The sequence below is a fragment of the Nonomuraea mangrovi genome (genome assembly GCF_042681425.1).
GTDB lineage: Bacteria > Actinomycetota > Actinomycetes > Streptosporangiales > Streptosporangiaceae > Nonomuraea > Nonomuraea mangrovi.
This window is the reverse complement of the sequence record NZ_JBHUFV010000061.1, coordinates 489,717-509,260: the sequence shown is the minus strand read 5'-3', so window position 1 is coordinate 509,260 and position 19,544 is coordinate 489,717. Positions and strand designations below refer to the sequence as shown.

Below are 19,544 nucleotides of genomic sequence, written 5' to 3'. Positions count from 1 at the left end.
CGACCGGTACCTTTGTCGCATGGCTGATCGCACCACGTCGAGCATCACCATCGACGCCGACCGCTCCCGCGTGATGACCGTCGTCGCCGACTTCCCCGCCTATCCCGAATGGGCAGGTCAGGTGAAGTCGGCCGAGGTTCTGAGCACGAACGGCGCCGGCCGTCCGCAGACCGTGCGCTTCGTGCTCGACGCGGGGGTGATCAGCGACACCTACACCCTCGGCTACGAATGGATCGACGACGAGAGCGTCAGCTGGCAGGTCGTCGAGTCCGGCACCATGGTGCGCGAGCTCAAGGGGAGCTACACCTTCGCCGACCGGGGCAGCGCCACCGAGGTGACCTACGAGCTCGCGGTCGACCTGAAGGTCCCGATGATCGGCATGATCAAGCGCAAGGCCGAGAAGGTCATCGTCGACACGGCGCTCAAGGGCCTGAAGAAGCGTGTCGAAGGCCGATGAGAGTCCTGCTCTTCACCGGTAAGGGCGGCGTCGGGAAGACCACGGTGGCCGCGGCGACGGCGACCCTGGCCGCGCGGCGCGGGCTGAAGACACTGGTCGTCTCCACCGACACCGCGCACTCGCTGGCCGACGCGCTCGACGTCAGCGTGGGCGACCAGCCGGTGGAGATCGAGCCGGGCCTGCACCTCCACCAGGTCGACACCCAGAAGTCGCTCGAACGCCACTGGGGAGAGCTGCAGGACTACGCGAGAGGGCTGTTCTCCGAGCTGGGCCTCGACGCGATCACCTCGGAGGAGATCACCGTCCTGCCGGGCGCCGAGGAGGTCATCGCGCTGCTGGAGCTGCGCGAGCAGGCGCACTCGGGCCGCTGGGACGTCATCGTCGTCGACTGCGCGCCGACCGCCGAGACGCTTCGCCTGCTGGCCCTGCCCGAGGCGCTCGACTGGCACGTCTCACGCCTGCTGCCCGTCGGGCGCAGGCTGATGAAGGTCGTCGCCCCGTTCGTGCGCAGCCTCGCCCACGTCAGCACGCCGGGCGAGGAGGTCGTGAGCGCCGGCGAGCGCTTCCACCGCGGTCTCATGGAGGTGCGCGAGCTGCTCACGGGCGAGTCCGCCTCCGTCCGTCTCGTGCTGACGCCGGAGTCGGTGGTGCTGGCCGAGGCCAGGCGCACGCTCACCTCTCTCAACCTGTACGGCTACCGCGTCGACGCCGTGATCGCCAACCGCGTCTTCCCCGCCGACGGCGCCGACGAGTGGCGCTCCCAGTGGGTGAAGGCGCAGTCGAAGCTGCTGGCCGAGGCCGAGGAGTCGTTCGCTCCGCTGCCCGTCCACGTCGTGCCCTACCTGCCTGGCGAGCCCGTCGGCGCCGCCGCGCTGGCCGAGGTGGGCGAAGGCATCTACGCCGGCGGCGATCCCTTCGCCGATCCCGACGTCGATCCGCCGCTGGCCTTCGACGGGCACGAGCTGTCGCTGGCCCTGCCGGGAGCCGACAAGAACGAGGTCGACCTGGCCCGCAAGGGCGACGAGCTGATCGTCACGGCCGGGCCGTACCGCAGGATCCTGGCCCTGCCCACCGCGCTGGCCCGCAGGAACATCAGCGGCGCCGTGCTCCGTGACGGCCGCCTCCGGGTACGGTTCGTGACAGGAGGGCGAGATGACTGAGAGCAATGACAGAGATCCCATCGGCACGGTCGCCGAGGAGGCGCGCAAGCTGTTCGACGCGCTGCAGGGGCGCGCGACCCGCCAGGTGGGCAAGACGGTGATCAATTCGTTCACCGGCGGCGGTGGCGGGCGCGAGCGGGACGTGTGGGGCGAGGCCGTGGCCGAGCACCCCGAAGGCGAGTACATCTGCCGCGCGTGCCCGGTCTGCAGGGCCATCGCCGCGCAGAAGGAGTCGGGGTCAGACGTGACCGGGCACCTGATGGCCGCGGGCGGCGAGCTGTTCGCCGCCTTCCGCCAGGCGGTCGACGCGCTGAGCCGTCCGAGTTCCCCCCGAAGGCCCCGCGAGGAGCGGCACGAGGACGTGGAGCACATCGACCTGGGCTGAGGAGCCCCGGAAGAAAGGTTGGGACGGACATGCTGACGATCGGCGTGGACATCGGCGGCACGAAGGTCGCCGCGGGCGTGGTGGACGAGAACGGCGCCATCATCGAGAACGCCTTGCGGCCGACCCCCGCCGACCGGCCCGACCAGGTGGCCGCGACGGTGGCCGACGTCGTCAAAGAGCTGGCGAAGGGCAAGGAGATCGAGGCGGTCGGCGTCGGCGCGGCCGGATTCGTCGACGAGACCCGCTCCGTCGTCCGCTTCGCGCCCAACCTGGCCTGGCGCGAGGAGCCGCTCCAGAAGAAGATCACCGAGCTGATCGGCCTGCCCGTGATCGTGGAGAACGACGCCAACGCCATGGCGTGGGCCGAGGCCCGCTTCGGCGCGGGCAGGGGCGAGAGCCACCTCGTCTGCATCACCGTCGGCACCGGCATCGGCGGCGGCATCGTCATCGACGGTCAGCTCTACCGCGGCCGTTGGGGCATGGGCGCCGAGCTTGGCCACATGCAGGTCGTGCCCGAGGGCAGGCTCTGCGGGTGTGGGAACCTCGGCTGCTGGGAGCAGTACGCCAGCGGCAACGCCCTCGTCCGCGAGACCCGCGAGATCGTCGCCGACCAGCCGGAGCGGGCCGCCGTCCTGCTCGGCCTGTCAGGGGGCACGGTCGAGGGCGAGGAGATCACCGAGGCCGCGAGGCAGGGAGACGAGGCCTCGCTGGCGGCCTTCACCGCGATGGCCGACTGGCTGGCCCAGGGCATGGCCGACCTGGCCGCGGTCCTCGACCCTGGGCTCTTCATCGTCGGCGGCGGCGTGTCCAGGGCGGCCGACCTGTTCCTCGACAGGACCCGCGAGACGTTCGGGCGCGTGCTGACCGGCAGGGGCCACCGGCCCGTCGCCGGGATCAAGCTCGCCGAACTCGGCGCTTCCGCCGGGCTCGTAGGCGCTGCGGATCTGGCGCGCAGGCGTTAAATTCACGGAGTGACCATCACGGTCGGCACCTACAACGTGCGCGGCATGAAGGATGACGTCGCCGCGCTTGCCAGGGTCATCAGGGCCATGAGCCCTGACGTGCTGTGCGTGCAGGAGGCGCCGCGGCTGCTGTGCTGGCGGCGCCGCCGCATGGAGCTGGCCGAGTCCGCGGGCATGCGCGTGGCCGCGGGCGGCAGGCTCGGCGGTGTCGCCATCCTGCTCGCCCCCGGGGTACGGCTGCTGCACAGCGAGAGCCACGTCTTAAAGATCTTCTTAGGTTTGGAGATCAGGGCGGTGGCCATCGCGGTCGTCGAGGTCGAAGGCGCGCGCTTCGCCGTCGCCTCGATCCACCTCGACCTCGACGAGGCGGCCAGGCTCCACCATGCCACCGAGGCCGTCGCCATGATCGAGCAGGTCGCGGCGAGGTTCGACGCGGCGATCGTGCTGGCGGGCGACATCAACGAGCAGGACGACAAGACCACCTGGCGGTACATCGCGGCCAGACTGAGCGACTGCTACCCGAGGGCGCCACGAGGTAATGGTTTGACCTTCAGGGCCGCCCGCCCCGACAGGCGCATCGACGCGATCTTCGCCACCCAGGGGCTCCAGGTGGCCTGGTGCGGCGGTGCCGACGCCGATCCCGCCGACCTGGTCGCCGCCACCGATCACCTTCCGGTGGTCGCCAGGCTTGTACGGGCCTAGTCCGCGTCGCGTCATCGGTGGCCGTACCATTTGGTCATGACCCGTCGCCTTCGGCGGCGTGCGCTGTTCCTGTGCGTGGCCACCATAGTCTCCGGCCTGCCCGTCGTGAGCGCCGCGCACGCCGAGCCCGTCCGCACGCCGATCGAGGCGTGGCAGCGTTCGACGAGCGTGCGTCTCAGTGCCGACAGTTCACTGACCGACGTGGACGCCGTCTCCGCGAACGAGGTGTGGGCGGTCGGCCAGCAGCAGATCTGGGACGTGTGGGAGAACCGCGGCGCCGTCGGCCGGTGGAACGGCACAGGGTGGAGCGAGGTGCCCATCCGCGACGCGACGGGCGCGGGGCCGCTGCGCAGCGTGTCGGCGGTCTCGGCAGGCCAGGTGTGGACGGTCGGCGACGGCCACGACGGCCTGCCGTACCTCGGCAGGGGCGACGCGAGCGGTTTCGACAGGGTCAGGGTGCCCGGCATGCGGGCGGGCGACTGGTTCGGCGGCATCGACGCGCGCGCGGGCAGGGTCGTCGCGGCGGGCAGCCGCGACGGCAAGGGCCTGCTGCTGACCGGGCAGGACGGCAAGTGGACCTTCCACCAGATCGAGGAGAAGGGCTCCCTCTACGCGGTCGCCGGCTCCTTCGCGGTCGGTGACACCGGCAAGGCGCCGCTGATCATGCGGTACGCCGAGGGCGAGTGGACCTCGATGGAGCTGCCCTCGATCCCCGGCGGCTACCTGCGCGACGTCTACATCGACAGCGCCAAGCGGGCGGTGGCGGTGGGCGGCGTCTACGGGGACCTCGGCGTGTCCGAGCCGCTCGCCCTCGTGTGGAACGGCAAGCGCTGGACGCGCGCCGAACTGCCGGAGTCACGCGCCAGGTTGTACGGCGTGACCGGCGACGGCAAGGGCCGCTTCTGGGTCTCCGGCTACGACCCCGACCACGACGGCGAGGCGTTCCTGCTGCGCAACGAGAAGAAGCAGTGGGAGGTCATCCGCGGCGGCCCCGAGAAGACCAGGGGCAGTGTGCGGTTGCAGGCCGTGACGTACCTGCCCGGCAAGGGCGGCGTGTGGGCCGTCGGCCACGTCGTGGACGCGGCCGAACGCTACAGCGACGTCGTGGAGTCGTTCGGCCGCTCGTCGGCTAAATGACCGCGCCGTCGTCCCAGCCGGAGTCGTTGGGTGGGCCGTCCCCCATGCGGACCACGAGCGCCACGAAGCCGCCGATGAAGGCGGCCACCGCGGTGAACAGTGCCCAGCCCTGCATGTCCCAGCCACTCATGGCCGCCACCAGCAGGTAGGCGGGGCCACCGAACAGCGCCACCCACGCCACCTTGGTGGCCAGGTCGACCTTGGGCAGGGGAGGGGGCGGCTCGGGCACGAAATGGCCCTCCTCCTCCTCCTCCTCGTCGACGAGGGGCGTCTCGTCGACGTCCTCGGGCTCGGAGGCCTTGATCACTCGGCGGGTCGGCTCGGGCTCCTGTTCGGCGGGGGACAGGTTCTCGCTGTCGGGCCAGGGCTGATCGGCGGAGTCGGGCTCGTTGTAGGACGCGACGATCTGACGCCAGACCTCGTCCTCGTCACTCTGCGGCGTCACGTCACATCCTTCACGAAGATCGCACTTTCCCCCCGGTAGCGATCAGTCTCTCTGCAAGGGTACCGAGGCGTGTGTCCTGATGAAGTCCAGGCTCCCGGCAAAGATCCTGTCGGCGTCGTTGTCCAGAGTCGCAACATGGTAGCTATCGGGGAGCTCCTCCACCGTCACTCCGGCGACCCGCTCACGCAGGATCGCCACGCTTGTGGGTTTGACCACGTGGTCCTCCGGGCTGTGGAAGACCAGTACCGGCGCGTCGAGCGTCCCGAGGTCGGCCTGGACGAGCGACCACAGCCATGGCAGCGACGCCGCCGCCTTGACGGGGGTGCGCGCGTAGGCCAGTTCGACCGCTCCCGGCTTCTTGATGTCGTTGGCCACGCCGGGAACCGACGCGATGAACCATTTCAGCACCGGCGCGAGGCGCAGCAGCGGCACGTCGTTGGCGATCGATGGGTTGACCACGATCACGCCCTTCACGCCGGCCCCGTGCACCTCCGCCAGCCTTAACGCCATGCAGCCGCCCAGCGAGAGCCCGGCCACGAACACCTCCGCGCACCTGCCGCGCAGGTCCTCGAAGGACTTCTCGAGCTCGGCGTACCAGTCCTCCCACCGGGTGTGGCTCATCTCCTGCCAGGTGGTGCCGTGTCCCGGGAGCCTGGGCAGGGCCACGCTGAGACCGTGCGCCGCGAGGTACTCCCCCCACGGGCGCAAGGACTGGGGCGTGCCGGTGAAGCCGTGACACAGCAACACCCCGACCTGTCCGGCCTCGTGGTGGTACGGCTCGGCACCTGGCATGACCGGCATAACCGCTCCTCGCCGGGAAATCATCCCTGCACGCTCAACACTGCCTGCACAATCAACGCTGTCATAAGTCAACGCTGTTATTGAGCCCCGATTTGCCCGATCGTCGCATGATATGGGGGAGTTGCGCGAGTAGTGGTGTAGGAGCTTCGCCTCCGAGATGCGAAGATGATTACCGACTGTTCCGAGGAAGAGGTGGCCAGGTGTTCTATTGGATGGTGAAGGCCATCTTGTCGCCGTTCCTGCATCTGGTCTTCAGGCCGTGGGCCGAGGGCCTCGACAACGTGCCGCGCCAGGGTCCTGTCATCCTCGCCGGCAACCATCTGTCCTTCGCCGACCACTTCTTCGGCGCGCTCCACCTGCCCCGCAAGGTGATCTCGCTCGGCAAATCCGACTACTTCACCGGAAGCGGCGTCAAGGGCTTCTTCACCCGGCTGTTCTTCAGCGGCGTCGGCACCGTTCCGATCGACCGCTCCGGCGGCAAGGCCAGCGAGGCGGCGCTGCGCACCGGCAAGCGCATCTTGGCCGAGGGCCACGTGCTCGGCATCTACCCCGAGGGCACCCGCTCGCCCGACGGCCGCCTCTACAAGGGCAAGACGGGCGTGGCGAGGCTGGCGCTGGAGTCGCGGGCCCCGGTCATCCCGTGGGCGATGGTCAACACCTACGAGATGATGCCGCCAGGACGGCCGCTGCCCAAGCTCGGTATCAGGCCAGGCGTACGCTTCGGCAAGCCGCTCGACTTCTCCCGGTACTACGGGATGGAGGACGACCGCCTGGTGCTCAGGGCCGTCACCGACGAGATCATGTACGCGCTGATGGAGCTGTCCGGCCAGGAGTACGTCGACAAGTACGCCGCCAGCGCGCGCGTCGAGATGGAGCGGGCGGCCAGGGCGGCCCAGAACTGATCACGGCTGATCGGCTCCGGCCGGTCGCCACGGGCTGATCACCACGCCGGTTGCTCGGCGAACACCTGCCTGACCGTGGCGCGCAGCCACGCGTGCGCTGCGTCCGCGTCGTGCCGCGGGTGCCAGGCCTGTGAGATCTCCATCGTGGGCAGCTCCAGCGGGATCTCGAACGTCACCAGGCCGAGGGCCGCCACCGCCTCGGGAGCCTGCCAGGCGCCCACCATCCCCACCAGATCGGTCTCCCGCAGGACGATCAGCGACTGGGTGAAGGCGGGCACCGTGCCCACCACCCTGCGCCGCAGCCCCAGCTCGCCCAGCGCCCTGTCGATCGGCCCGGCCAGCCGTCCTCTCCGGGTGACCAGGAGATGGTCGGCGTCGGCGTAGCGCTCGGGCGTGATCGGCCCTTCGAGCAGGGGGTGCCCCGCTCGCACCAGGCCGACGGGCCGGTCGACGGCCAGGGGCTCGACCCTGGTCTCCGGCGCGGCATCCTGGATGACCGTCACCTCCAGGTCCGCCAGCCCGTCGCGCAGCGCCCTGACGTCGGTCTGGCCCTCGGGAACGAAGCGCAGGGTCACGCCGGGGGCCTGCCGTACCGTGCGGGTGAGGAGCGGGGCGGCGATCGCCGCGATGACCGCGTCGGAGGCCAGGATCGCGAAGTCACGCCTCAGCGTGGCGAGGTCGGGTTCGGCGGGCGAGGCGAACACCCTGCGCGCCGCCTCCACCAGCGACCGCACCTCCGCCTGTACGGCCAGCGCGCGCGGCGTCGGGACCATCGCCCGCCCCGACCTGACCAGGATCGGGTCGCCCATCGCCCTGCGGATGCGGCCGAGCGTGCGGCTCATCGCGGGCTCGGACAGGCGCAGGCGCAACGCCGCCCCCGAGACGCTGCCCTCCTCCAGGAGCGCGTCGAGAGCGATCAGCAGGTCGAGCGATGGTTGCGTCTGACGCATACATACCTTGCCAAAGATGCATTTGAAGTCAGGTCACTCTCGATCCTACGGTGAGGCTGCTTCCCGTTCCCACCTGTTCCGAAGGGTTCCCGCATGCCCGAAAGATCAAGGATCCTGGCCGTCATGGCGGCCTCGGTCGTCCTGGCGGTCTCCCTGGTGGCCGCCGTCAACCTGGCCATCCCCACCCTCGCCGCCAGCGCGCTCCGACCGAGCCCCTCGCAGCTGGTATGGATCGTCGACGCCTACGTCATCGTCTTCGCCTGCCTGCTCATCCCCGCGGGCGCGGCGGGCGACCGCTTCGGGCGCAAGGGTGTGCTCATCACCGGCCTCGCCGTGTTCGCGCTCGGCAGCCTGGCCGCCGCGCTCGCCCCGGCCACCGGGGTGCTCATCGCCGCCCGGGCGCTCAGCGGCGCGGGCGCTGCGCTCGTCATGCCCGCCTCGCTCTCGCTCACCGTCGGCGTCCACCCGCCGGAGGAACGCGGCAAGGCCATCGCCACCTGGACCGCCGCCACCGGCGTCGCGGGCGTCCTCGGCAACGTGGGCGGCGGGCTCGTCATGCAGTACCTGCCGTGGCAGGCGCTGTTCCTGATCCCCGTGCCGATCGCAGGGCTGCTCGCGCTCCTCACCGCCAGGCTCGCGCCCCGGCTGCCCCGCCACCACGCCGACCTCGACCTGCCGGGTGCCGCCCTGCTGATCGCAGGCTCCGTCGCGCTGCTGTTCGGCGTCATCGAGGGGCCCTCGCACGGCTGGACCAGCGCCCCCGTGCTCGGCGCCTTCGCCTTCGCCGCCGTCCTGCTCGCGGGCTTCGTCGCCCACCAGTTCCGTACGGCGGGGCCGCTGCTCGACCCGCGCCTGTTCGCCAGGACGGGACTGCGTGCGGGAACGCTCGGCGTCGCGGTGCTCTTCTTCGGGCTGTTCGCGCTGTTCTTCGTCAACGCCCGCTACCTGCAGGAGGTCATGGGCTTCTCGCCGCTGCTCACCGGGCTCGCGATCCTGCCGCTCACGGTGCCGATGATCGTGCTGTCGCGGCTGTCGGCGCGCTTCGACCAGCGCAGGGCGGTCCTGGCGGGCCTCGCGCTGGTGCTCGCCGGGCTGGTGGCGCTGTCGTTCGCGGGCGCGGGCACGCCGTACGTGCTCTACGCCGTCGGGCCCACACTCATGGGCGCAGGCATGGGGCTCAGCCTCCCGCACCTTTCGCACACCGCCGTGGCCGCGCTGCCGCCCGAGCGGGCCGGGCTCGGCTCCGGCCTCACCAGCGCCGCCCGCGAGCTGGGCAGCGCCGTCGGCGTCGCCGTCATGGGGACCGCCCTGGCCACCAGAGGCATGAGCGCCGGCTACCTCGTCGTCGCGGTCGTCGTGCTCGCCGGTGGGCTGCTCACCCTGCGCTGGCTTCGCGCACCCGCTTCACGTGCTCAGGCGTCGTACGGCAGCAGCCGCCGATGAACGACGCGCCCAGATCCCGCCACTGCCTGGCGGCGTCGCCGTACTCGACGGGGTCGGCGAACCCGCGCCAGCGCTGGGCCTCGGCGTCCCAGGTCTCACCCGAGTTCGGGTAGGCGACGACCGTGAACCCGGCCAGCTCGCGGATCAGCCCCGAGATGTGCGACGGCGAGGTGCAGTTGACGCCCACCGCGAGGACCTGCGGGTTGTCCGCGAACAGGGCCGCGGCCCGCCTGATCGGGGTGCCGTCGTTGAGATGCCTGTCGTCCCTGCAGGAGAAGGCGATCCACGCCTTCACCTCCGGAGTCTCCTCCAGGAGGCGGCTGATTGCCTTGGCCTCGGCGAACGACGGGATGGTCTCGCAGGCCAGCAGGTCCGCCTCCGATCCCGCGAGGATCTCCCACCGGGGACGGTGCCAGTCGGCCAGCCCGTCCTCGTCGAGGTCGTAGTCGCCGGTGTACTCCGCGCCGTTGGCCAGGTATGCGCCGTAGGGACCGACGCTGGCGGCGACCAGCCCGCCGCCTGCCTCGTCCCTGGCCTGAACGGCGAGCGTGACGGAGAGGGCGATGAGGTCGGCGGCCTCCTGCTCGGACATGCCGCGCTTGACGAAGCCAGGGATCGAGGCCTGGTAGCTGGCGGTGGTCGCCACCTGCGCGCCCGCCGCGAAGTAGTCGGCGTGGACCCGGCGGATGAGGGCGGGATCTTCCAGCAGCAGGCGGGCCGACCAGAGCTCGTCGCGCAGGTCGGCGCCCAGCGCTTCGAGGTGAGTGGCGAGACCGCCATCCAGGACAAGTGTGCTCACACCATCACTTTATGCTCTCTTCTCCAGCCGTTTTCCCGCCCTCGACCCGAGGTGCCCTCGTTCAAGGCGCGCGTTCGGATCCCTCGGGTGGGTGCATCCTCGTGGGGCAGGGGCCTTCGGGCCCCGGCGCCCTCGACCCGATGTCCGTTCGGGCTTCTTCCGGAGGATGCACCCTTGTCGCCGGGTGGAGGTCAGCCCCGCTTCCAGAACGGGCGAGGGCGGGTGGTGCCGCCGGCGGAGTCGCCCACGAGCCTGGTCAGGACCTCTACGGCGCGAGCCCACAGGGCGTCCGCGTCGGTGCCGGGGTCCTCGGCCGTCTCCAGCTCGGTGGCCAGCGCCGACAGTTCGGCGTGACCGCCGAGGTAGGCGGCCAGCGCGGCCAGGCGGCTGCCCAGGTCGGCCAGGTAGAGCCGGCGGTCGACGAGGACCGTCTTCAGCCGTTCGAGTTCGGCCCCCAGTTGTGGCCTCACCAGGTCGAGCTCGTGCCTGACCGGCGGCGGCTGCGGGGCGCTCCTTCCGCGGCCGAGCCCGGCCGCCCTGCCGAAGGACGGGCGGCGGCCCGCAGGCCCGGTGATACCGGCCCCACCGGGGCCGCCGCGGGACTGCTCCTGCTCCATCCAGTCGACGCTCGCCTGGCCGTCCTGCGTCCCGCCTCCGCCGAAGCCCGCGGTCCCGCCGAGCGGGGCGGGGGCGCCGGGCTCGGGGAGGCTGCGCGGCACGCCAGGGCCGGCCGGACGGCGCGGGGCCGGCGGCGGTGGCGCCGAGGGAGCGGCGGCGGCCATGGCGGTGAACATCATGCCGGACGCCGAGGGCGGCATGGCGGGCATCTCCCACCCGCTGGGCGGCTCGACGGGCTGGATCACGCGATGCTCGGGCGTGCCGTCGGCGACCTGGTGGGTGTCGATCGCCACATAGGCGGTGAAACGGCACAGCACACCGTACGCGAGCGACGTCTCCACGATCCCGGACTCGAGGTCGTGCTCGCCCATGGCGTAGCGGTCCTCGAGGTCGCGCAGGTGCGCGCGGGCCCAGATCGCGCGGATGGCGGGGTTGTCCACCACGGTGCCCGGGACGGTCTGCTCCCACGGCGTGCCGCCCGCGAGACCGTGGACGGTGACGGAGGAGCCTTCGCGGTGGCGCCCCGACACCGTCAGCGGCACGCCAGGGAAGATCGAGCCCAGGTGGGTGACGGTGCCGGTCTCGACGTCGAGGCCCTTCAGCGACAGGTCGGTGACCAGCGGGGCCCCGATCCTGCGGTGGATCTGCTCCATGGCCGCGTCGAGGCGGTCCTCCGACTCGACCAGTTCGCATCGGCCCGCGCCGAGGCCGGCCAGCCTGCCGAGGAAGCCCGCGTTGACGGCCCTGTCGATGCCGACGACGTGCACCCGCATGGCCGAGAGCGCTCCTCCGGCCTGCTCGAGGATCTGGTCCTCGTTGCCGACCTGGCCGTCGGTGACCAGCACGACGATCCGGTCGCGGGCGCCCTGCTCCCCGGCCGGCCCCGTGGACTGCCCTGTGGCCTGTCCCGTGTCCGGGCTCGTGCCCGAGCCGGCGGTGGCCGGGCTCGTGGGGGAGGGCGAGGCGCCGGCCGTCGAACGAGAGGCCGTGGGCGGCGACGGGTGGGCGAGCAGGGCGACGGCCTGTAGCAGCGGGGCGAGCAGTTCGGTGCCGCCACGGGCATCGACCCTGGCCAGGTGCTCGACCGCGCGATAGCGGTTGCGGTCGGTCGCCTCGCGCAGCCCCTCGAACGCCTGCTCCACCACGGAGTCGAAGGCGAGCACAGCGAACCTGTCGTCGGACGTCAGCGTGTCGACGATGCGGGCCGCCGCGCGCCTGGCCGCCACCATCTTCCAGCCGGTCATACTGCCCGAGCGGTCGAGCAGCAGCACCACGTCGCGCGGCGCGCGCCGCTCCTGCAGCGCGGGCGGCAGCACGGTCAGGTTGAAGGTGCCCTCGCCGTCGAGCAGCAGCGCCGTCGACGCCTCGAAGCCCATGCGGAGGATGAAGTCGCGGTCGAGGCGTTCGCCGGGCTGCAACTCCACGGTGGTGCCCTCGCGCTGGACGACGTGCAGGCTGGAGGCGAGCTCACGCAGCTCGAGGCCCGCGGGGTCGACGTCGGCGCGCAGCGACAGCCGTACCGGATGGGGGAAGCCGGGCAGCAGCACCGGCGGGGTGATGCGGGAGGCGTCGGGGACGGCTCCGGTGTCGGGGGCCACGCCGCCACCCGCGGGGGCGCCGTCGAGAGGGTCGCCGGGGATGTAGCGCGGCGCCACGACCAGGGGGAAGCGGAAGGTGGCAGCGCCGTCCTCGTACGGGAGCGGCTGGCTCAGCGTGAGGCGCACGGTGACCCGCTCGCCCGGCAGGATGTTGCCGACGGTGATCGTGAAGACGTCGGGCCTGTCCTCCTCGGCGAGCGCGGCCCGCCTGCCCTCGCTCAGCGCCCTGTCGTAGTCGGCCCTGGCCTGGCCGCGCTCCTTGAGCACGCCCTCGATCACCCGGTCGTCGGCCTCCATCGTGAACGCGGTCACGGCCGCCCTGTCGGGAAGCGGGAAGACGTAGGTCGCCTCCAGCGTCACGTCGAACGGGTTGCGGAAAGCCTGCGTCACCTCCACGCCCGCGATCAGGCCCGAGATCCGCGCGGCGATGTCGACGCTCTCCAGGGGCAGGTTGCCGCGCTCGGTCCGCAGCGCGCCCATGCCTGCCTCGGGGACCGGCAGGCACTCGGTCGGGTCCAGCGAGATGATCTTCATATCGCGCTCCCTTCGTGAAGGCGGCGCTCTTCGAGCACCGCGAGAAGCGGTCCGGCGGCGGCGAGGACTGCCTCGAGGTCGGCTTCTGACGGGGTACGGCCGGCGCCGTCGATGAGCAGCGTCACGCCTTCGGCCAGCCGTACGCCGTGGACGGGCCACGAGCGCGGAGCCGACTCCGGAGCCCGCGCCCAGAATCTCACCTTGGCCCCTTCGCCCGGCCACACGGTGTCAGGCGCGGAGGGCGGCGTCGTGGAGGCGGGGGCGGGCGGGATCGAGCCGGGGGCGGGCGGGGCGGGCTCGGCGGCGGGTGACGGCGGTGCGGCAGGGGAGAGGGAGGGGCCGGGGGAAGGGGCCGCCTGCCCGTCGAGGTGAGACGGCGGCCCGGCGTGCGGGGACACGGCGTGTGGGGACTCCGCGTGTGGGGACTCCGCGTGTGGGGACTCCGCGTGTGGGGACTCCGCGTGTGGGGACTCCGCGTGTGGGGACTCCGCGTGTGGGGACTCCGCGTGTGGGGACTCCGCGTGTAGGGACTCGGCCTGCGGGGATATGGCGGGCGGCGACGGGGCGGGCGGCGACGGGTCCGCGGTGGGCGGGGGGACGGGGAGGCGGGCGGCGTGGGCGAGCATCGCGTCGGTGGCGCCCGTCAGGGCGGCCTGGATCTCCGCGATGGACGCGCCGTCGGCCTGCATGCGCTTGATGGCCACCAGTTGCAGCAGATGGCGGCGGCCGTAGAGGGCCACCCTGCCGCGCCTGGTGAGCGGCGGGTCGAGGAGCCCGATCGTGGCGTACCACCTGATCAGCCGTTCGCTCGGCACTTCGCGCACCCGCCCGTTGACCTGCTGGCCCGACGTGCGCAACTCGCCGGCCGCGTGCCGCGCCAGCTCGCCGATCGTCCAGGTCTCGCTCATACTGCAACGATGACACTGTCATCATTGCAGTGTCAAGGCCGGGGAAGATTCGGCTGGTGATGTTGGTTGTTTCAGACAGAACCTCATGTGTCGAGCGACGGGAGGACAACCTCATGGCCACGATCACCGGAGCGCTGTCGGGTGACGCGCGGAAGATCGTCGCGGAGGCCCTGCAGGGGGCGCTGGTCGACCTGATCGATCTGTCTCTGGTGGCCAAGCAGGCGCACTGGAACGTGATCGGCGCGCACTTCCGCCCGCTGCATCTGCAGCTGGACGAGCTGGTGGCGGTGGCGCGCGAGCACGCCGACACCGTCGCGGAGAGGGCCGTCGCGCTGGGGATCAACCCTGATGGGCGTGCGGCCACGATCTCCGGATCGACGAAGGTGCAGCAGCCCGAGCACGGGTGGATCGAGGACGGCAAGGTCGTCGCCACCTTCACCGACATCCTCGAAGGCGTCATCAGGAGGATGCGCGACCGGGTCGCCGCGACCGACGAGCCCGACCCCGTCACCCAGGACCTGCTCATCGCCGTCACTCAGGACATCGAGAAGCAGCACTGGATGTTCCAGGCCCAGCGGTAGAGGCGCGGCTACAGCAGGTCGGTGGCGAGCGCGGCGATCGGCGGACGCGTGGCGAGCAGGAGGCGCAGCGACTCCTCCGCCGCCCCATGCGTGGCGACGTCCGCCTCCATGAGCGCGCGAAGCCATGCGTCGCCGTCGCCGCGCAGCGCCGCCCGTTCCAGCCGGTCGAGTACGGTCGCGCCCGGATGCGCCTCTCTGGAAAGGGTCGACAGCAGGTGCGGCCATCCGGCGGTGAGCGCCGCCAGTTTGGCCACCGCCGCGTCCGGCGTCCGCGGCGCCCCGGCCAGCTGCCGCCGGTAGGTGACGAACGAGTAGAAGCGGAACACGTTGAGGTACCGCTTCACCTCGCGCGGGTTGCGCAGGTCCAGCCACGGCAGCGTCGCCTCGATGGCGTGGAAGGCGTTCTCGTCGCTGTAGAGGTCGCCGAAGACGCGGTCGGCGGCGCGCCGTACCTCTTCCGGGCGGGCGCCGAGGGCGGCCTCCGCGCGGCGGACGCTGTGCTCCAGCGTCGCCGAGGTGGGCGACAGCTTCCTGATGGCCGCCTCGACCCTGTCGACCTCCTCCTCCCGCGCCGGTTCCGCGGGCGGCGGCGCGTCGCCCGACGGCATGCCGAGCAGGACGCGCAGGTAGTGGGGCAACCGGTCGTCGTCCAGCTGGGGAACGCTCAGAGGCAGCTGCACGATCTTCTCGAGGAAGCGCCAGCCGACGCCCTCGGGCAGCCGCAGCCCCCGGTAGGCGCTCTCGACGTGAGCGGCCACCACGTCGGGCTCCATCGCCAGCACGAACACGCAGTTGGGGAACTCGCCCGCGAGGAACAGGTTGATCGCCTCGATGACCTGCCCCACCGTCCCGGACGAACAGCGGTCGAGGTCGTCGACGAACACCACGAGCGGGCGTTCGGGCGTGGCCACCAGGTCGAGCACGTTGCGCATGTCGGTCTGCACCAGGTGCAGGAAGCCTGCCTTGCCGCGGTAGTCGTGCTCGTAGCCGAGCCCGAGCGGGTCGGGCGGGCGCATCAGGCCGCTGAAGCTGCCGCCCGCCGACTCGCCGAAGAACCTGGCGATCCGCTGTGTCCCCGTGGCCACCGCGGTCACCGCCCCCGCCGCCCCGATCGCCGCGGCCGACCCCTTCAACCAGGGCAGCAGTTGTTCGGCCGCGAGCGACGCGCCCGACAGCAGCAGCGTTCCCGCCAGGCCGATCCCTACGGGCACGAGCCTGGTGAGCGCCAGCTGGTAGGCCTGGCGGCGGACGGACTCCCTGTCGACACGGCCGAGGTTCAGCTCCAGCCAGAACCGCTCGCGCTCGGTAGGGGAAAGGCGCTGGGTGACCTGGGTGATGATCTCGTGGGCGAGCCCCGCCCACACCTGCTCCCCGTCCTGATACATCCAGGGGTTGAACCAGACGGTGGGCCGCCAGTCGCCGTCGGCGTCGGGGACCGCCCTGTCCTCGCGCGAGGTGACCGCACGCCGTACCCGATCGAGGATCTCGGCGTTGGTGACCTGGCCGCGCTCGCGGCGCGGAGGGCGCAGGCGGACCGGGCTCTCGCCCGTCGCGCCCGGGTCGAGCAGCTCCTGCACCATCCGCATGAGCGAGGTCTTGCCGACGCCCCACGGGCCCTTCACGCCGATCGTCAGCGGCGGCTGGGTGTCGGGGTGGCGGATGAAGGCGGCCATCGCCTCGGCGTACACGCGGTGCCCGAGCCGGTCGTCGAGCGTCCACCTGTCCGGTGTCAGCCGTGCCCTCGGCCGTACGGCGGTGCGGCGGGCGCGCAAGCGCCGCAGGCTCCACGCCAGCCGTTCGGACTCCTCCCGCGTCAGCAGCGACCTGCCGAACTCGCGCACCGCCTCGTGCGGCGCAGGCGCCAGACCCCACCTCACGAGCTCGTCCAGGCCTTCGCGGGCGTCCAGCAGCTCGGCGTGGTCGGCCGTCAGTTCCTCGGCGGAGCCGAGCAGCGCGACCACGGGCAGCAGCCGCCGCGCCTGCTCGCTCAGGTGCAGGTCGTGGACACGTGCGACGATCTCCGCCGCCGACTCGGGCACCTCGCGCTCGCCCGCCGCCCTCAGCAGCGCCGCCGTCTGCCCCAGTGCCGCCTCTCCCTCGGGACGGCCCGCGCTGACCGCCACGTCCTCGATGTCGCCGTGGCTGAACATGATCGCGCGCAGGTCCGAGCCGAGCCCCTCGTAGCCCTCCTTCGCCATGGCGTACAGGTCCGACACTGTCACCGTCCCGCGCCGCGACAGCAGCCCCTCGGCCAGCAGCCCGCTCAGCGAGGGGGCGGGCCCTGGACGTTCGGCGCGGGTGCCCAGCGAGGCCGTCAGGGCGGCGGCCGCCACCGGCGGGTCGCCCGGCACGTCGAGCCGCGCGTGGCCGGGCTCGCCGGGGCCGCTGTGCAGAACCCAGCCGAAGTCGACCACCAGCAGCAGCGCGGCGGCGCACGAGTCACCGAGCCGCCGGGCGAACTCGGAGATCAGTCCCGTGAACGCGCTCGGCACCCACGCCGAGCCTGCGGGCCAGCGGACCAGCAGCAGTTCGCCGGGCTCGGCCGACTGGAGGAACGCCGCGAGGGCGGGGAACGGCGCCTCCGCCTCGCCGGTCGCCACCTCGAACCCGCACAGCCGCAGCGCGTGCGCGAGCCTGCGCGAGGGCTCGCCGTCCAGGTAGACCAGCGCCCTGCGCCCTTTGATCCTGGGAGCGAGCTGCACGGGTGTCATGTCCAGAATGCTGGGGCTCCGGATCAGTGGTCGGCGCAGGGTTTGCGCAGAGTTTGACGGCGAGATCCCTTTCCATTCATGTCATTCCGATCCACTGGGTAAGGGCTTGGGCCTAGCGTGGCAACTGACAGGGAGGCCCTATGTTGCGCAGAACTCTCCTCCGCACGGGCGCCGTCGTCGTGGGCTCGCTGTGGCTCGGCTCGTCGAAGGCGGACGCCTCCGTCGGCCCGTACGGCGCGCTCCAGAAGCCGAACGCCGACGGTCTCGCGCTGCCCAAGGGCTTCACGGGCCGGGTGGTCGCCCGCTCGGGCCGCAAGGTGGCGGGGCTGACCTGGCACGCCGCGCCCGACGGCGGCGCGTGCTTCCCCGACGGCAAGGGCTGGATCTACGTGTCCAACTCCGAGATCCCGCTGCTCGGTGGCGCGTCCGCGCTCAGGTTCGGGCCCGAAGGATCCGTCCGCGACGCGTACAGGATCCTGTCGGGCACCAACCTCAACTGCGCAGGCGGCGCCACCCCGTGGAACACCTGGCTGTCGTGCGAGGAGATCCTCAGAGGCCGCGTCTTCGAGTGCGACCCGTACGGCTCCCGCGCCGCCCGCCCCCGCCTGGCCATGGGCCGTTTCAAGCACGAGGCCGCCGCCTGCGACCCCGACAGGCAGGTCGTCTACCTGACGGAGGACGAGCCCGACGGCTGCTTCTACCGGTTCAGGCCACGCGACTGGGGCGACCTGACGGAGGGCACGCTCGACGTGCTGACCACCTCGGGTGCCTGGCGGCGCGTCCCCTCGCCCGCCGCGCTCACCAGGGCCACCCGCCACCAGGTCGACGACGCCAGGCACTTCGACGGGGGCGAGGGCTGCCACTACATGAACGGCGTCTGCTACTTCACCACCAAGGGCGACGGCAAGGTCTGGGCCTACGACGCCGCCGCGGGCAGCCTGGAGGCGCTGTCGACCGTGCGGGGCGCCGACAACGTCACCGGTACGGGCGCGGGGCAGCTGTTCGTCGCCGAGGACGGCGGCAACATGGAGATCAGCCTGGTCAGCCCGTCAGGAGGGGTCTCACCGTTCCTGCGCCTGTCGGGCCACGACCGTTCGGAGCTGACGGGGCCCGCGTTCTCCCCCGACGGCAGCCGGCTCTACTTCTCCTCCCAGCGCGGCAGGAAGGGTGACTCGGGCGGCCTCGACGGGCACACCTTCGAGGTGACGGGCCCCTTCGCTCAGGCGCCGGACAGATAGCCCGTCAGCGCCACCTTCAGCTCCCGTGTCAGCTCCGGCGAGTTGTGCGGGACGACGGCCTTGACCATGGAGACGGCCATCGTGCCCATGAGCAGCGCCCGGTCGCGGTCGAGCAGGGGGGAACGGCGGACCAGCAGCTCGGCGACCTGTTCGGCGATCGCCGCGTGCAGGCGTTGCGAGGCCGCCGCGAGCCTGTCGCCCGTCGCCGAGCCGTACAGCAGGGCCCAGTAGGCGGGCGAGCGGCCCTTGAACGCCACGCTCTCGTCCACGAAGGCCGCCACCATGGCCTCCAGCGGCACCTCCGGGGTGACGGAGGCCAGCCGCTCGGCCCAGAACTCGCGGCGCTCGTCGGTGTAGCGGGCGACCAGGCCGTCGAGGATCTCGTCCTTGTTGCGGAAGAACTGGTACAGCGAGCCGGGGGACATGCCCGCCCGCGCCGCGACCTGGTTCGTGGTCAGGTCGGGGTAGCCGACCTCCGCGATGACCTGTTCGGCCGCGTCGAGGATTTCGGCCATGCGCTTGAGGCCGCGGGCCTGGCGGCGTACCGGACGGTCGGACATGCGAGCAGTTTACCGAGTTTCGTCGGCCACGAGCAGGGCCTCGGCGCCCACGGGTGCGAACCCGGCGGCCAGGAAGGCCCGCAGGCTGGCCGCGTTGCCCGGCGCGATCTGTGCCCACAGCGGCTCGTCGCACAGCCCGCGCGCCGCCGAGGCCAGTCGCCTGCCCACGCCCCGCCCCCTGTGCTCGGGGCCGACCTCCACCGACACCTCCCAGCGTCCCGCGACGCCCCTGCCGATCGTCAGCACGCCCTCCTCGCAGGCCCACACCTGGACGGCGTCGCGATGGCTCATGGCCCGCGCCACCCGGGGATGGTCGCCGCCGGTGATCTCGGCGAGCCAGGAGGGCCGCGGTCCCGCGAGGGGCCGGGCGAGGACGAGCACGTCGATGTTGTCCACCGTCCGTCCCGTCTCCAGCTCCAGCGCTCGCAGGAACGGCGGGTTCAGCGGCGCGGACAGGTCGCCGACCGGGAGCCTGTCCCGCAACCAGCCGTGGTCGAGGTCGGCGAAGACCACGCTGTGCCCGGTGAAGGCGATCACGCCCATGTCACGTGGGCTGGGCTGGGGCACGATCGTCACCGTTCCGTCGGCCTCCGGCGCCTTCCCCGCCGCCACGTCGGACAGCAGCTCGGCCAGCGTCATGGGGGTTCCTCCTA

19 protein-coding genes are annotated in these 19,544 nt (G+C 71.9%); 10 read left to right on the top strand and 9 right to left on the bottom strand.

The window, feature by feature from the left end; all coding sequences use genetic code 11:
• Positions 1-19 precede the first annotated feature (19 nt).
• Genes ACFSKW_RS41330 through ACFSKW_RS41305 form a run of 6 tightly spaced genes read left to right on the top strand, consistent with a single transcriptional unit; the run spans position 20 to position 4,803 of the window.
• Entirely contained in the window at positions 20-457 is a 438-nt protein-coding gene (locus tag ACFSKW_RS41330) for an SRPBCC family protein (protein WP_379579548.1), read from the top strand.
• The gene (locus ACFSKW_RS41325; protein WP_379579546.1) at positions 454-1,617 is read left to right on the top strand and encodes an ArsA family ATPase; all 1,164 of its coding nucleotides are present in this window, start codon (positions 454-456) and stop codon (positions 1,615-1,617) included. Before ACFSKW_RS41330 ends, ACFSKW_RS41325 begins: the two co-directional genes overlap by 4 nt.
• Positions 1,610-2,002, top strand: coding sequence for a hypothetical protein (locus ACFSKW_RS41320; RefSeq protein ID WP_379579544.1), 393 nt, complete (start codon positions 1,610-1,612; stop codon positions 2,000-2,002). Before ACFSKW_RS41325 ends, ACFSKW_RS41320 begins: the two co-directional genes overlap by 8 nt.
• A 29-nt stretch (positions 2,003-2,031) precedes the next feature.
• Positions 2,032-2,964, top strand: a complete 933-nt coding sequence (locus tag ACFSKW_RS41315) for an ROK family glucokinase (RefSeq protein WP_379579541.1) — start codon at positions 2,032-2,034, stop codon at positions 2,962-2,964.
• A 9-nt stretch (positions 2,965-2,973) separates the two neighbouring features.
• Entirely contained in the window at positions 2,974-3,666 is a 693-nt protein-coding gene (locus tag ACFSKW_RS41310) for an endonuclease/exonuclease/phosphatase family protein (RefSeq protein ID WP_379579539.1), read from the top strand.
• A gap of 36 nt (positions 3,667-3,702) precedes the next feature.
• Positions 3,703-4,803, top strand: a complete 1,101-nt coding sequence (locus ACFSKW_RS41305; protein ID WP_379579537.1) for a hypothetical protein — start codon at positions 3,703-3,705, stop codon at positions 4,801-4,803.
• Here ACFSKW_RS41305 and ACFSKW_RS41300 read toward each other — a convergent pair.
• Positions 4,796-5,248 (bottom strand): hypothetical protein, encoded by a 453-nt coding sequence (locus tag ACFSKW_RS41300; protein WP_379579535.1) that lies wholly within the window; start codon positions 5,246-5,248, stop codon positions 4,796-4,798. The genes ACFSKW_RS41305 and ACFSKW_RS41300 overlap by 8 nt on opposite strands.
• 42 nt (positions 5,249-5,290) lie before the next feature.
• The gene (locus tag ACFSKW_RS41295) at positions 5,291-6,049 is read right to left on the bottom strand and encodes an alpha/beta hydrolase (RefSeq protein WP_379579533.1); all 759 of its coding nucleotides are present in this window, start codon (positions 6,047-6,049) and stop codon (positions 5,291-5,293) included.
• 200 nt (positions 6,050-6,249) lie between these two features.
• Between ACFSKW_RS41295 and ACFSKW_RS41290 the strand changes: the two genes are divergently transcribed.
• The gene (locus ACFSKW_RS41290; RefSeq protein ID WP_379579531.1) at positions 6,250-6,951 is read left to right on the top strand and encodes a lysophospholipid acyltransferase family protein; all 702 of its coding nucleotides are present in this window, start codon (positions 6,250-6,252) and stop codon (positions 6,949-6,951) included.
• Positions 6,952-6,989: 38 nt separating this feature from the next.
• On the opposite strand, the gene ACFSKW_RS41285 is transcribed toward ACFSKW_RS41290, so the two are convergent.
• Positions 6,990-7,901: a LysR family transcriptional regulator gene (locus ACFSKW_RS41285; RefSeq protein ID WP_379579530.1), complete on the bottom strand. Its 912-nt coding sequence runs from the start codon at positions 7,899-7,901 to the stop codon at positions 6,990-6,992.
• Between the two features lie 93 nt (positions 7,902-7,994).
• Here ACFSKW_RS41285 and ACFSKW_RS41280 point away from each other — a divergent pair, with 93 nt between their 5' ends.
• Positions 7,995-9,344 carry an MFS transporter gene (locus ACFSKW_RS41280; RefSeq protein WP_379579529.1) on the top strand — a complete coding sequence of 450 codons (1,350 nt, stop codon included), beginning with the start codon at positions 7,995-7,997 and terminating at the stop codon, positions 9,342-9,344.
• Here ACFSKW_RS41280 and mmuM read toward each other — a convergent pair.
• The 3 genes from mmuM to ACFSKW_RS41265 form a co-directional block, all read right to left on the bottom strand.
• Positions 9,277-10,143 carry a homocysteine S-methyltransferase gene (gene mmuM, locus ACFSKW_RS41275; protein ID WP_379579527.1) on the bottom strand — a complete coding sequence of 289 codons (867 nt, stop codon included), beginning with the start codon at positions 10,141-10,143 and terminating at the stop codon, positions 9,277-9,279. The genes ACFSKW_RS41280 and mmuM overlap by 68 nt on opposite strands.
• Before the next feature lie 191 nt (positions 10,144-10,334).
• Positions 10,335-12,893, bottom strand: a complete 2,559-nt coding sequence (locus tag ACFSKW_RS41270) for a VIT domain-containing protein (RefSeq protein ID WP_379579525.1) — start codon at positions 12,891-12,893, stop codon at positions 10,335-10,337.
• Positions 12,890-13,801 carry a helix-turn-helix domain-containing protein gene (locus ACFSKW_RS41265; RefSeq protein WP_379579523.1) on the bottom strand — a complete coding sequence of 304 codons (912 nt, stop codon included), beginning with the start codon at positions 13,799-13,801 and terminating at the stop codon, positions 12,890-12,892. Before ACFSKW_RS41265 ends, ACFSKW_RS41270 begins: the two co-directional genes overlap by 4 nt.
• A gap of 113 nt (positions 13,802-13,914) precedes the next feature.
• Between ACFSKW_RS41265 and ACFSKW_RS41260 the strand changes: the two genes are divergently transcribed.
• Positions 13,915-14,382 (top strand): Dps family protein, encoded by a 468-nt coding sequence (locus tag ACFSKW_RS41260; RefSeq protein ID WP_379579521.1) that lies wholly within the window; start codon positions 13,915-13,917, stop codon positions 14,380-14,382.
• A gap of 8 nt (positions 14,383-14,390) precedes the next feature.
• On the opposite strand, the gene ACFSKW_RS41255 is transcribed toward ACFSKW_RS41260, so the two are convergent.
• Positions 14,391-17,093, bottom strand: coding sequence for a KAP family P-loop NTPase fold protein (locus ACFSKW_RS41255; protein WP_379579519.1), 2,703 nt, complete (start codon positions 17,091-17,093; stop codon positions 14,391-14,393).
• Between the two features lie 140 nt (positions 17,094-17,233).
• Between ACFSKW_RS41255 and ACFSKW_RS41250 the strand changes: the two genes are divergently transcribed.
• Positions 17,234-18,331 carry an alkaline phosphatase PhoX gene (locus ACFSKW_RS41250; RefSeq protein WP_379579517.1) on the top strand — a complete coding sequence of 366 codons (1,098 nt, stop codon included), beginning with the start codon at positions 17,234-17,236 and terminating at the stop codon, positions 18,329-18,331.
• Here the strand turns inward: ACFSKW_RS41250 and ACFSKW_RS41245 are convergent.
• On the bottom strand, positions 18,313-18,891 hold the full coding sequence (locus tag ACFSKW_RS41245) for a TetR/AcrR family transcriptional regulator (protein WP_379579515.1): 579 nt from the start codon (positions 18,889-18,891) through the stop codon (positions 18,313-18,315). The genes ACFSKW_RS41250 and ACFSKW_RS41245 overlap by 19 nt on opposite strands.
• A 9-nt stretch (positions 18,892-18,900) precedes the next feature.
• Entirely contained in the window at positions 18,901-19,530 is a 630-nt protein-coding gene (locus tag ACFSKW_RS41240) for a GNAT family N-acetyltransferase (protein ID WP_379579513.1), read from the bottom strand.
• Positions 19,531-19,544: the final 14 nt, after the last annotated feature.